12 protein-coding genes and 1 tRNA gene are annotated in these 13,054 nt (G+C 45.5%); 12 read left to right on the plus strand and 1 reads right to left on the minus strand.

Annotated features, from left to right (window positions below; all coding sequences use genetic code 11):
* Positions 1-281: 281 nt before the first annotated feature.
* From QUB77_RS25250 to urtE, 12 genes are all read left to right on the plus strand, one after another.
* Positions 282-2,732 carry an ATP-binding protein gene (locus QUB77_RS25250; RefSeq protein WP_333178130.1) on the plus strand — a complete coding sequence of 817 codons (2,451 nt, stop codon included), beginning with the start codon at positions 282-284 and terminating at the stop codon, positions 2,730-2,732.
* Between the two features lie 248 nt (positions 2,733-2,980).
* Positions 2,981-3,880 carry a class I SAM-dependent methyltransferase gene (locus QUB77_RS25255; protein WP_333178127.1) on the plus strand — a complete coding sequence of 300 codons (900 nt, stop codon included), beginning with the start codon at positions 2,981-2,983 and terminating at the stop codon, positions 3,878-3,880.
* Between the two features lie 139 nt (positions 3,881-4,019).
* A complete protein-coding gene (locus QUB77_RS25260; RefSeq protein WP_333178122.1) occupies positions 4,020-4,748 on the plus strand; it encodes an HAD family phosphatase in 729 nt (242 codons plus the stop codon).
* A 120-nt stretch (positions 4,749-4,868) separates the two neighbouring features.
* Positions 4,869-4,941, plus strand: a tRNA-Ala gene (locus QUB77_RS25265).
* A gap of 45 nt (positions 4,942-4,986) precedes the next feature.
* Positions 4,987-5,124: a hypothetical protein gene (locus QUB77_RS25270; protein ID WP_333178119.1), complete on the plus strand. Its 138-nt coding sequence runs from the start codon at positions 4,987-4,989 to the stop codon at positions 5,122-5,124.
* A 341-nt stretch (positions 5,125-5,465) separates the two neighbouring features.
* Positions 5,466-6,785 carry an urea ABC transporter substrate-binding protein gene (urtA, locus tag QUB77_RS25275; RefSeq protein WP_333178116.1) on the plus strand — a complete coding sequence of 440 codons (1,320 nt, stop codon included), beginning with the start codon at positions 5,466-5,468 and terminating at the stop codon, positions 6,783-6,785.
* Between the two features lie 291 nt (positions 6,786-7,076).
* A complete protein-coding gene (locus QUB77_RS25280) occupies positions 7,077-8,231 on the plus strand; it encodes an ABC transporter permease subunit (RefSeq protein ID WP_333178113.1) in 1,155 nt (384 codons plus the stop codon).
* 27 nt (positions 8,232-8,258) lie between these two features.
* Positions 8,259-9,401: an urea ABC transporter permease subunit UrtC gene (gene urtC, locus QUB77_RS25285; protein ID WP_190662988.1), complete on the plus strand. Its 1,143-nt coding sequence runs from the start codon at positions 8,259-8,261 to the stop codon at positions 9,399-9,401.
* 190 nt (positions 9,402-9,591) lie between these two features.
* On the plus strand, positions 9,592-10,314 hold the full coding sequence (locus QUB77_RS25290) for a TIGR00266 family protein (protein WP_333178107.1): 723 nt from the start codon (positions 9,592-9,594) through the stop codon (positions 10,312-10,314).
* Between the two features lie 128 nt (positions 10,315-10,442).
* Positions 10,443-11,189 carry an urea ABC transporter ATP-binding protein UrtD gene (gene urtD, locus QUB77_RS25295; RefSeq protein WP_333062859.1) on the plus strand — a complete coding sequence of 249 codons (747 nt, stop codon included), beginning with the start codon at positions 10,443-10,445 and terminating at the stop codon, positions 11,187-11,189.
* A complete protein-coding gene (locus QUB77_RS25300; RefSeq protein ID WP_333178103.1) occupies positions 11,158-11,301 on the plus strand; it encodes a hypothetical protein in 144 nt (47 codons plus the stop codon). Before urtD ends, QUB77_RS25300 begins: the two co-directional genes overlap by 32 nt.
* Positions 11,302-11,330: 29 nt before the next feature.
* Positions 11,331-12,029 carry an urea ABC transporter ATP-binding subunit UrtE gene (gene urtE, locus QUB77_RS25305; RefSeq protein WP_333178100.1) on the plus strand — a complete coding sequence of 233 codons (699 nt, stop codon included), beginning with the start codon at positions 11,331-11,333 and terminating at the stop codon, positions 12,027-12,029.
* 132 nt (positions 12,030-12,161) lie between these two features.
* On the opposite strand, the gene QUB77_RS25310 is transcribed toward urtE, so the two are convergent.
* Positions 12,162-12,896 carry a pentapeptide repeat-containing protein gene (locus tag QUB77_RS25310; protein ID WP_333178097.1) on the minus strand — a complete coding sequence of 245 codons (735 nt, stop codon included), beginning with the start codon at positions 12,894-12,896 and terminating at the stop codon, positions 12,162-12,164.
* Positions 12,897-13,054: the final 158 nt, after the last annotated feature.

A 13,054-nucleotide genomic window follows, 5' to 3' on the forward strand; every position in this document is an offset into this window, starting at 1 on the left:
GTTATAAAAACGAGATAGATATTAAAGATATCGTAAAGCACAAACCTCAAGTAGGTAAACCGAAGGTCGAAATATAAAATTGATGCCAAAATAGAAGGCGAGCGCCCAACCATAAGAAAAATTGTTTGCAGTCAGGAATGCAAGTCCTACCATTTTAAATTTTAGATTGCGAATGACTGATGACTACCAGGATTTGAATCTGGGCTACAGTTGCATTATTTTCTTAAACTGGTCTCACTACTTGCCTGATATTAATTCTGCGGAATGACGAAGACCGTTTGATGAAGTTGACTCTGAGGGAACATTTGATGATGCAAAACCCAGCAAATCAAGCCGGATCTGTGTCTGCGCCGCCGCCACAAACAAAAAAGCTGCACCGCTTTTGGCAAAACATCAGCAATTCGGCTCAATCGCGGTGGCAGCAAGTGCATAGTCTTTGGCAGCACAGACGGCAGCGCCGCCATTTGCTGACCCTGCTAATTCTGGGCACCACCGCTTTAACCATTAGCACAACTGCTTGCATCAGCTATTTTTTTGTGCGCGGACTAATCCTCGACAATTTAAAGGAAATAGCACTATTAAAACTAGAAAAAGGCACTGACGAAATCGACCGCTGGCTCAGCACTCGCAAAGCAGAAATAGAAACCCTTGCTTACGATCCTACGGTTGGCACTCTCAATTGGCAATTAGTCGAGCCCCGGTTACAAGGAGAAATATACAGATTAAAAGAGTATTTCGTCCTGTCATTAACTCAAGCCGACGGCTCATTTATCAACACTCTAGGCAACCGCGCGAACAGCAAAGACCGCCAACACTTTCAAAAAGCAATGGCAGGGCAGCTCAACGTTTCCGACCCGCTGATCGGCCGCAGTACAAAAGTTCCGACGATCATCATTTCAGCTCCTATTTGGGCCTTACCTCCCGCTCCTAATAAAGTAATTGGAGCCCTATCGGGCAGCATTAAATTAGACCGAGTAACATCTGTGGCTAACAGTTTGCTGTACGGTTCGGACAGTTATGCTTTTGCGCTCAATTCACAAGGAGTGCCAATTGTTCATCCCAACAGTAACTTAATCGGAAATACCGACCGGGAGGCCCCAAGCTTTTTACAGTCACAAGACCCCGCACTCTCCACAATTGCGCGGCAGATGATCGACCGCCAGAAGAACATCGAACTGGTAAAAATAGATAACAAATGGGTGTATGTGGCCTATGCTCCCCTCAAGGAAGTTAACTGGTCGATGGCTTTAGTAATTCCCCGCGAAAATATTGAATCCCAACTGCAAGCATTAAATTTGCTGACATCCGTAGTCGCCGGACTGCTCGTCCCGGCAATGCTAGCAGCAATTTGGCTAATTTACTCGTCCGAAAACAATCGCGCTCAAGCGGAGCGAGAAGCCATGCTCAACCGGATTGCTGGACGCATTCGCGCTTCCCTGGAATTAGACAAGATTGTGCAAAGTACAGTCGAAGAAATAGTAAGTTTGCTGCACCTAGAACGGGCGGCTTTTGGTTGGTATAAACCGCAAGAAAAAATGTTACAAATCCTGTGGGAATGTTGCCCATCTGATTCTCCGACACAAGCCATAAACTTTGAGTCTTACTTTCTCGAAAATGTATTAGTACGGAGTGGTCAAGGCGAACCAATTATTGTTTCAAGCGACACTTGGGCGCACGGTGTAACTCAACCGCCTGAACTTAAAGCTAATAGCTATTTAGCCGTTCCTGTCCAGACTCAAAACCAGCCGCAGGGTTATTTAATTTGCAGCCACGTTACTCATTGGCTTTGGAGCCAGGAGGAAATCCAACTCTTAAAAGCGGTGGCAGACCAATTGGCGATCGCCATTACTCAAGCTCACCTTTACAGTCAAACCCAAGACCAAGTAAAACTGCTTAATAGCGCCTTAAATGAACTGAAAAAAACTCAAACTCATTTAGTGCAGAGCGAAAAAATGTCATCCCTAGGTCAAATGGTAGCCGGGATAGCGCACGAAATCAACAATCCCGTTAACTTTATTTCGGCTAATTTGCCTCACACCAGCAAATATACTAAAGATTTATTAGAATTGGTGAGTTTATACAAAGAAGCCTTCCCAGAGGTTCCCCAGGAAATCGCAGATTTTACCGAAGAAATCGAGTTAGAATTTATCGAGGAAGATTTGCCCCATATATTGGATTCTATGAAAATAGGAACCGAACGCATTCGCAGCATAGTTCTTTCTTTGCGTAACTTTTCTCGCCTTGATGAATCTGACAAAAAGCAGGCGGATATTCACGAAGGTATAGAAAATACTTTGCTGTTGCTCTCCAACCGCATCAAAAATAGAATTTATATAGTCAAGAAATACGGAAAAGTGCCTTCTGTCGAGTGCTATCCCTCTCAGCTCAATCAGGTGTTTATGAACTTGCTGAGTAATGCGATCGATGCCTTGAACGAGATCGATCGCCTGGATAAAATTATTACTATTTCCACGGGAGTAGTTCGCGAACATGGCGGTAAATTTCTGAAAGTGACGATCGCCGACAACGGCCCCGGCATTCCCGACAGCGTTAAAGACCAAATTTTTAACCCATTTTTTACTACTAAAGAGGTCGGCAAAGGCACGGGTTTGGGGTTAGCAATTAGCTATAAAATTGTAGTAGATGGACACGGCGGCAGCATCACAATTTCTCGACCTCCGGGCGGAGGCACGGAGTTTTTGGTAAAAATTCCTATTACTAACGGAAAGTAAGACTATTTTAGATTTTAGATTTTCAATTTGGGAATGACTGATAATACAAAGTTTTGGATATGATCTCTAGTTGCATTATTGTAGGAAGCTGGTATCAGGAGGAAGTGGGAATGGAAGCCCTGGGAGTTTGTAACCGAGGTAAGGGATAGAGGTTCGAGAGAAGATGTTGGAGGGGACAAAAAGTTTTAATTAATGCTAAGTTGACGGCCGTTGGCTAAAATTAGAAGAGTTTTTGTTAAAGGTGTTTTATGGCTGTTGGCAAGGATACAATTTTCGAGCGCTTTTTGTCGCCCCTGATGCGACTGGCGATCGACCAAGAAGCACTGAAACGACTCTACGAAGGTATCGACTGGGAAACAGCGGGCGATCGCTACCGACAACCCAACTTAGTTTATCCCGAATATTACAGCAGCCAAAACTTTCACGGCATTAAAGGTGGCTATCTCAACCCCAGTGCCGCCGTTTCCTACGATCCAATCACGCAATATGTTTTGCCTCCCCACGAAACAGTCGTCAGACAAGGCTTAATTGACGCTGTGCGCGTGAAACCGCGCCGAATCATCGATTTGGGATGCGGTACCGGTTCGACAACGCTCATGCTCAAGCAAGCTTTTCCAGAAGCGGAAGTTGTCGGCTTGGACTTGTCGCCTTATATGCTGGTAGTTGCCGACATGAAAGCGCAAAAAGCCGGCTTAAATATCCAGTGGTTGCACGGAAATGCCGAAAGCGTTGCTTTTGGCGATGGCAGCTTCGATTTAGTCGCAGCTTCCTTGCTGTTTCACGAGACGCCGCCTGCTGTATCGCGGGCAATTTTGCGAGAAAGCTTCCGACTGCTGAAGGTTGGGGGACAAGTGGCAATTTTGGATGGAAATCAAAAAACTTTGCGGCAGACAGAGTGGCTGACTGATATCTTTGAGGAGCCTTATATTAAGTCTTACGCGGCTGGCAGCCTCGATGCTTGGCTGGGGGCGGCTGGATTCGCGGCGGTGCAAACTCACGAACACTGGTGGACGAATCAGGTGACGCAGGGCGTGAAACCTTTGCCGGGGGAAGATTTGGAACAAGCCAAGGTGGCGAGGGGGTGGAATTGGGGCGATCGAACTCCTGATTTTGATGGGGATTTACCGGGTATTCCAGCTCCGGCTTGATTTACAGAATCACTGCCGACTAAAATAACCACCGACTGGAAGTCGGGGCTACACAAACAAAGTCCGCCTTCGCGGACTGAATAATAACTCATAACTCATAACTCATAACTCATAACTCATAACTAATGACTCATAACTAATGACTCTAAAAGCAGTTTTATTTGATTTTAATGGCGTGATTGTTAATGATGAGCCAATTCACGAGAAAATAATCGATCAATTGATGCTCGATGAAAATCTCCAGCTCAAACGTGGGGAGTTTCGAGAAGTTTGTTTGGGAAAAAGCGATCGCGCTTGCATTACCGAACTGCTCAAGCGCCGAGGACGATATCTAACAGAAACATATCTCGATCGACTGCTGCAGCGCAAGGCCCAAGCTTACAAAGCTCAAATAGATACTTTGGAGAAACTGCCGATTTATCCGGGTTTGGCAGAATTTATTGACAAAATTCGGGTCGCCGGACTGAAAATGGCCGTAGTTAGCGGGGCAATGCGATCGGATATAGAATTGGTGTTAGATCGGGCCGGTTTGGCAGCAAACTTTGAGTTAATTGTCGCAGGTGACGACTTGACGGTGAGCAAACCAGCACCGGATTGCTATTTATTGGCTGTGGAACTTCTCAACCAGAAATATCCCGATTTTAACCTGCAACCGATCGAGTGTTTGGCGCTAGAAGATACTTTTGTGGGGATTGAAGCAGCGAAAAAAGCGGGCATTCAGGTAGCGGGTGTGACTCACACTTACCCGTTTCACATGATCCAGCGCCAAGCTAATTGGACGGTGGACTATTTTGCTGATTTAGAGTTGGACAGAGTGGCCGCACTTTGCTCGATCGCCCCCACTGAGCCGGCTGCGGAAAACACTTGACGTTTTTAGCAGTTACGTGCTAGTGTAAGTGACGGTCTGCGAACGTGAGAGCAAGCAAGACCTGTAAGCCTTTTAGATTCGGCCATCCGGCATCTAAAATGCTAAATTAAAACTCAATCAGGGGAATTAGCTCAGTTGGTAGAGCGCTGCGATCGCACCGCAGAGGCCAGCGGTTCGAGTCCGCTATTCTCCATAAATCAGGGGCATTACTACAGGTGACGATCGTACTCAAAGCGAAGTGCGATCGTCATCTGCTTTGATACTCGCCTATGAGTGTGCGATAGACGGGGTTGCTGGCGAAGTTTTAGCATCAATAACCTGTGGAAAACCAGAAAACCGCTTTCTATTTTGTGCGATCGACCCGGTTGCTGCCTAAGTGGTAGCATCAATAAGATAATTTATGTAAAGAAACCCGCTTTCTAATTACACACTAATTGCTGAAAAGACGTATTTTGGTGTCTAAACCTGGTTTCCCAAAAAATCCGGTAAGCCCGTGATCCCAACCCTGATGTCATCAGTCAATCTAAAATCTAACAAGGTATCAGCCCGGTTTCTGCCGCAGTTGCCCTCAATCCCCATAAAACATTCATTTTGTCAAAAACAATAAGTTTTGTAGCTAAAAATACAACAGTCTGCTGAAGCTCGTCTTAATATCAAGTCGCTATGTGTTATTATTCTCAATCATCTGACTCATCTATTCAAGAGTAACAAGAAAAAATGACAAAGCGATTCGATAGGCGGAAATTTATTTTATACAGTTCTGCTACCCTAACATCAAGTTTATTTCTTAAAGCTTGTAGAACTCCAACTCCAACAGCAACTCCCGCCGCTTCTCCCACATCAACAGGAACTACACCAGCAGCCGCCGGGGGCGGAAACACGATCAAAGTAGGAATTTTACATTCCTTGAGCGGCACGATGTCAATTAGCGAAAAAAGCGTTGTCGATGCCGAACAATTAGCGATCGAAGAAATTAATAAAGCTGGCGGTGTCCTCGGCAAACAAATCGAAGCAGTAATAGAAGATGGCAACTCAGACTGGCCGACTTTTGCCGAAAAAGCCAAAAAATTGATCGACCAAGATAAAGTTGTCACCGTCTTCGGCTGCTGGACTTCCGCCAGCCGCAAAGCAGTATTGCCGGTATTTGAAGAAAAAAATCATATGCTCTGGTATCCCGTACAATACGAGGGTCAAGAGTGTTCCAAAAATATCTTTTATACCGGCGCGGCACCAAACCAACAAATCGAACCAGCAGTTGACTGGCTGCTAGAAAATAAAGGCAAAAAATTCTTTTTAGTCGGGTCTGACTACGTTTTCCCCCGCACGGCTAATACCATTATCAAGGCACAGCTAGCAGCCAAAGGCGGCGAATTAGTTGGGGAAGATTACATTCCTTTAGGCGGCACAGAAGTCACGCCAATTATTACTAAAATTAAGGCAGCTTTGCCAGACGGGGGCGTCATTTTCAATTCCCTCAACGGCGACAGCAACGTAGCTTTTTTCAAACAGTTGCAGGGTGCAGGTTTGGGGCCGGACAAATATCCGTCAATGTCCGTGAGTATTGCAGAAGAAGAAGTAAAGGCGATCGGCGTAGAATATCTTAAAGGCCATTACGCCGCCTGGAATTACTTCATGACTGTGGACTCTCCGACAAATACAAAATTTGTGGAAGCTTTCAAGGCAAAATACGGCAACGATAGAGTGACTAACGACCCGATGGAAGCAGCTTATATCATGGTTTACCTGTGGAAGCAAGCCGTCGAAAAAGCCGGGACAGCCGACGATTTGGAAAAAGTGCGGGCTGCAGCTTTGGGTCAAACCTTTGACGCGCCAGGGGGAACAGTAACGATGGATGTTAACCATCACCTTTCTAAATTTGTGCGGTTGGGTGAAGTGAGAGACGACGGTTTATTTAACATCGCTTTTGCTACACCACAAGCAGTGAAGCCTGTGCCTTGGAATCAATTTGTCGCTGAAACAAAAGGCTTTGCTTGCGATTGGTCAGACCCCGCAAAAGGTGGCAAATTCAAAGCTTGATAAGTAGGTAATACCAATTTTTTTAAGGTTGGTAACGTATCTTCGATCCCCCCTAGCTCCCCTTAATAAGGGGGGGACAAGAGCGTTCTTGCGTCACCCACTACTCCCCTTAAGAAAGGGGAACTGGAGTCTTCAAAGTCCCCCTTATTAAGGGGGATTTAGGGGAATCGAGATACTCACTCTAAGCATAATTTATAGAAAACTTGACGCTTAAGTTGACACCGACGGGGTAAAATTCGCCCCTAATTATCGGCGAACAAAGTTAACCGACTTGATGCAGGAGTAACAAAATTGGCGATATTAGATGGTTTATTTAACGGCCTTAGCATCGGCGCAGTTTTATTAATTGCAGCCCTGGGATTAGCGATTATTTTCGGGCTGATGGGCGTGATTAATATGGCTCATGGCGAGTTGATGATGCTGGGGGCTTATACAACTTTCGTGGTGCAAAATGTCTTCAAAGGTATGGGAGGAGTTGCTTTTGAAACCTATATTTTATTTGCAATTCCCCTAGCTTTTTTAGTAGCTGCATTGGTAGGATTAATTCTCGAACGCGGAGTGATTCGCTATCTTTACGGGCGGCCTCTAGAAACTCTGCTGGCAACTTGGGGTGTAAGTTTAATTTTGCAGCAGTTTGTCCGCAGCGTTAGTTGGGTGCTGGTAATTGGGATTGCGGTGTTTTGTTTGCTGTTTTTTGGCGGTTTGCGGTTGCTGAAATCTCGCCTGGATTTCGATCGCATTCGTAGCAAAATTATCGCCATAATTTTGCCTTTATCTTTGGGTATTTCTTGGGCGGTGAGCGCCTTTTTAGGGCAAACTTACAAACTGGCAGTAACTCAACCTTGGTTTGGGGCTCAAAATGTGGACGTAACTGCACCGAAATGGTTGCGGGGCGGCATACCGCTGGGCAATTTTCAGTTGCCCTACGCCCGAATTTTTATAATTGTGCTGACCGGAATTTGTTTGGCGGGAATTTACCTATTTTTGCAAAAGTCTGTGTGGGGATTGCGGATTAGATCCGTGACGCAAAATCGCAGCATGAGTGCGTGTTTGGGAATTCCTACCGAACAAGTAGACGCGCTAACTTTTGCTTTGGGTTCGGGGTTGGCAGGTGTCGCTGGGTGCGCGATTAGTTTGATCGGTTCGGTAGGGTCAAATACTGGACAAAATTATATAGTCGATACCTTTATGGTGGTGGTTGTGGGCGGTGTCGGCAAGATTGTGGGGAGTGTAGTTGCTGCGATCGCGATCGGCACTGCAAATTACCTGATCGGTTCGGGAACCTTAGCAATAATATTCGCTCCTGTCAAGCCTTTAGCCGACTTCTTCACATTTTTCGCCACAACCAGCATGGCAAAAGTAATGGTATTCGCCTTAATTATGGCTTTTCTGCAAGTGAAGCCGGGAGGGATTTTCCCGCAAAAAGGGCGGACGGTAGAAAATTAAAAATTACAACTGCGAGTGTAGCGAAAAATGCAGAAAACACATCAAAAACCCTGGCTAAAAGAAGCGGCAATTGTCAGCGCGATCGCCCTCACCTTCATCTTACTCATCCCAGGAATACTCCCCGACGTTCGGCTCAATCAATTGGGGCGGTTTTTAGCACTAGCAATTGCGGCCCTCGGCATAGACTTGATTTGGGGATACACGGGTTTGCTCAGTTTAGGGCATGGGGTGTTTTTTGCGATCGGCGGTTACGCTTTCGCCATGCACCTAAAACTGCAAATTCCCCCAACCGCCAGCAGTCAATTGCCAGAATTTATGAACCTCTACGGCGTTACCGAACTCCCCTGGTTTTGGCAACCATTTTATTCATTTCCTTTCTCAGCATTAGCAGTAGTCCTCATCCCCGCCATCTTGGGCGCACTTTTAGGTTATTTAGTATTCCGCAATCGAATTCGAGGCGTTTACTTTTCAATTCTCACCCAAGCAGCAACCATTGTATTTTTCAACTTCTTTAACGGTCAGCAAAAACTGATTAACGGCACTAATGGACTCACCGACTTTAAAACCTTGTTCGGAGCCACAGTCAATGACCGAGATACTCAATATATTTTCTACATTCTCACCATACTATTTTTAGCAGCAACTTACGCCCTGTGTCGATGGTTGACCAGCGGGCGTTTCGGCCGGCTGCTAGTAGCCATTCGCGACGACGAAGTGCGCCTGCGTTTCTCAGGTTACAATCCCACAGGCTACAAAGTTTTAGTCTTTGCAATTTCTGCCGGTTTAGCCGGGATTGCAGGCGCATTATTTACCGTACAAACCGGAATCATTTCGCCAAAAGCAATGGATATTGCTTTTTCAATTGAAATGGTAATCTGGGTCGCAGTGGGAGGTCGCGCCACATTATCTGGAGCAATATTAGGAGCGCTGCTAGTCAACTTTGGCAAGAGTTTCTTGAGCGAACAATTTCCCGAAGTGTGGCTATTTTTCCAAGGCGCGCTATTCTTAATAGTAGTAACAGTCCTGCCCGACGGCATAGTCGGATGGCTGCAAGATCAAAGTTTCGACCAAATCCGCGCCCTGTTCAGAAAACCGAAGTACGTATCTACTTACCCCAGCCTGGAACAAGACCCCCAAGTGCAGCTTGAAAAAGAAGAACTTGAACATTGAGTGCAAAAGTATCGTGTAATTTATAAGTAGGCTGACATAAATAAATGTCACCTAGAACAGACAAACAAAGCAATCGCAATAGACTGGGCAAACGCTGCATTTATCTCTGTCTGAGGAAACGTAATATATATGTCCACCTACTTAGATATCTCTAGCAAACAGCTTCGTTTTTTAACTTAAGGGGAAACATATGGCAGATATTATTGACTACAAAATTTACGGCGACGATTTGCAACTCATCGAGATTGAACTCGACCCCAAAGAAGGTGTCAGGGCTGAAGCTGGAACCATGACATACATGGAAGGCGACATCCAAATGCAAACATCCACAGGCGGCGGCTTATTTCAAGGTTTCAAACGAATGTTGACAGGAGCGGGTTTTTTCATTACCACCTTTGTCAACGCCGGAAATCGTAAGGCCCGCGTCGCTTTTGCCGCGCCCTATCCGGGTAAAGTAATTCCCCTAGATTTAGGCCAACTTGGCGGTAAATTTTTGTGTCAAAAAGACTCATTTCTCTGTGCGGCCAACGGCATTGAAATTGAGGTAGCATTCACCAAGCGGCTAGGTGCCGGTTTCTTTGGCGGAGAAGGTTTTATTCTGCAAAAATTGCAGGGTGACGGGCTAGCTTTTGTTCATGCGGGAGGAACAATAGTTGAGAAAAATTTGGGAGTGGGCGAAGTGTTGCGGGCGGACACTGGTTGTTTGGTAGCTTTTGCGCCGACTGTAGATTACGATATTCAGTTTGTGGGCGGGTTTAAAAATGCTCTATTTGGCGGCGAAGGTTTGTTTTTAGTCAAGCTAACCGGGCCTGGAAAAGTGTATTTGCAAAGTCTGCCGCTCTCGAAATTAGCTGAGCGAATTATGGCTGCTTCTCCACCTCCAGTGTCGAGCAGTTCTAGCAGTTTTAGTTGAGAGGAAACGACCAGAAAAAAGTATCAAATATGGTGCTAGGGCAAGATGTAAAATCTGTTAAATAAAAAAATAGCTCCGCACCTACAAAAGCTATCGGTTGTTATCCATTAGTGAGTGAATTGCTAATTATGAATGGCAAAGTATTAGAAATAGAAAACTTGACTGTGAGTTTTGATGGTTTTAAAGCCATTAACGGTTTAAATTTCAGCATGGATGCGGGCGAACTGCGAGTTATCATTGGTCCTAACGGTGCGGGGAAAACAACTTTTCTCGATTCGATTACCGGGAAGGTGCAGCCGACAGAGGGCAGGGTATTATTTAAGGGACAAAATTTACGCAAGTTGTCGGAAGATAGGATTTCGCGCTTGGGAATTGGTCGCAAGTTTCAGACACCTCGAGTTTACTTAAATTTAACGCCACGCGAAAATTTGGAATTGTCTTGCAGCCGCCATAAAAATGTTTTTTCGACTTTGTTCAAGCCTGCTTCTGCTGCTGAAAAACGCACGGTTTCCGGTTTGTTAGAAACAATTGGTTTAGTTGCTAAAGCTGATATTTCGGCTGGTTTGCTTTCTCACGGGGAAAAGCAATGGTTGGAAATTGGAATGTTGGTGGCTCAATCTCCTGATTTGTTGTTGGTAGATGAACCTGTGGCGGGTTTGACGGATGAGGAAACGATGTTAACTGGTGAGTTGCTAATTTCGCTGGCGGAAAGTCATTCGGTGTTGGTAATTGAACACGATATGGAGTTTGTGCGGCAAATTGCGCGGCAGGTTACTGTGTTGCATCAGGGTGCGGTTTTGTGTGAGGGAACTATGGATGAGGTGCAAAATGACGATCGGGTAATTGAGGTATATTTGGGAAAACCGGAAGAGTAAGAAGAAGGAAGAAGGAAGAAGGAAGAAGGAAGAAGGAAGAAGGAAGAAGGAAGAAGGAAGAAGGAAGAAGGAAGAAGGAAAAAGGAAGAAGTTATTTGTTAGTTGCTACTAATTTCCATGCCCAATTACCAATTAAAAACTATGCTACAAGTCTCTAATTTGAATGTTTATTACGGCGAAAGTCACATTTTGCGCGATGTCGATTTAAGCGTCAGGGCGGGGCAAATGGTTTGCTTAATCGGCCGCAATGGTGTGGGCAAAACTACTATGCTAAAAACGATTATGGGGCTGCTGCAACCGCGCAGCGGCACTATTGCTTTTGGCGGAGAATCTATTGCTTCTAAGTTGACTCACCAGCGGGCTAGATTAGGCATTGGTTATGTGCCTCAAGGGCGCGAAATCATTCCACGTTTGACGGTGAAGGAAAATCTATTGTTAGGTTTGGAAGCGAAACCAACCAAAATCAAAAATCCTGAAGTACCTGATGAAATTTATGAGTTATTTCCGGTTTTGAAAACTATGCTCGATCGCCTGGGAGGTGATTTGAGCGGGGGACAGCAGCAGCAGTTAGCTATTGCTAGGGCTTTGATGGGTGAGCCGCAGTTGCTGGTTTTGGATGAACCGACGGAAGGGATTCAACCATCAATTATTTTAGATATTGAAGCTGCGGTGCGCCGTGTGGTTGCGACTAGGGGAATTTCTGTTTTGTTGGTGGAGCAACATTTGCATTTTGTGCGGCAAGCTGACTGGTATTATGCTATGCAAAAAGGCGGGATTGTGGCTTCTGGAAGCACTAGCGAGTTAAGTGATGAAGTGATTCAGAGGTTTTTGGCTGTTTGAGTCAGCAGTCATTAGTCATTAGTCATTAGTAGGGTGCGCACTGCGCACCTTACTCAATTGTATTCAGTCCGCGCACCATCCGGACTTTGTTTGATAAGAAGCGATTTCAATCGCCTACGAAACGACGCTGTATTATTGATTTTTTCGACCGTCGGGCATTGTGGTGCCGGCCATACTTGCTCGATCGATACTAGCGCCATCTATATTAGCATTGCGGAGGTTGGCATCGGAAAGATTTGCATCCCTCAAGTCGGAAAATCGCAGGTCTGCACCGTCTAGATTTGTCTTGGTCAAGTTAGCTTTTCTGAGGTTAGCGTTGCTGATTCTCGCTCCTACTAATTCGGCTCCGCTTAAGTTTGTGCGAGCTAGATTGGTGTTGACAAAATCTGAGATCTCGAAGCGACTACCGCTGAGGTTGGCATCTGATAAATCTGATCCTGTCAGGATGGGATTTTTTAAGTTAATGTTAACTAATTTTACGGCTCGGAGGTCGCAGCGGGAGCAGCTTTGAGTTAGCAGCAGCGTTTCGACGTTGGCGTTGATTTGGTCGATTTGTTGCTGGGAGAAATTTTCGGCAAATTCTGGGGAGACGTAGCCGAGCTTTTTGGGATCGTTGGCTTTTGGTTGGGGTGCTTGTATTGGGGGTGTTTGTATTGGGGGTGTTTGGATTGGGGGCGTTTGTGGTTGGGGTGTTGGGATTGTTTGGGGTGTTGGGATTGGTTGGGGTGTTGGGATTGTTTGGGGTGTTGGGATTGGTTGGGGTGTTTCTATTTGCCCGATCGCACTTAGTTGCAGTCCCACCTTCGGCAAATCGAGAGTTGCTGCACAAATTAGTAGGGCGATCGACATGATTGTGAGTTTTTTCATAAATAAATAAGTTTTTGTTTGCAAAAATACCATTTATATGGTATAATACCTCGAAAAGTGAACACCCTACATTTCGCTAAATAGGGCTTGCTGAATAAGTTAGAAAAAATCGCGCTCGCGTAGCTAACCGCAGACATCGCACTTGATGGGCAATTCAA

It is taken from the genome of Microcoleus sp. AT9b-C3, assembly GCF_036705485.1.
Taxonomy (GTDB): domain Bacteria; phylum Cyanobacteriota; class Cyanobacteriia; order Cyanobacteriales; family Microcoleaceae; genus Microcoleus.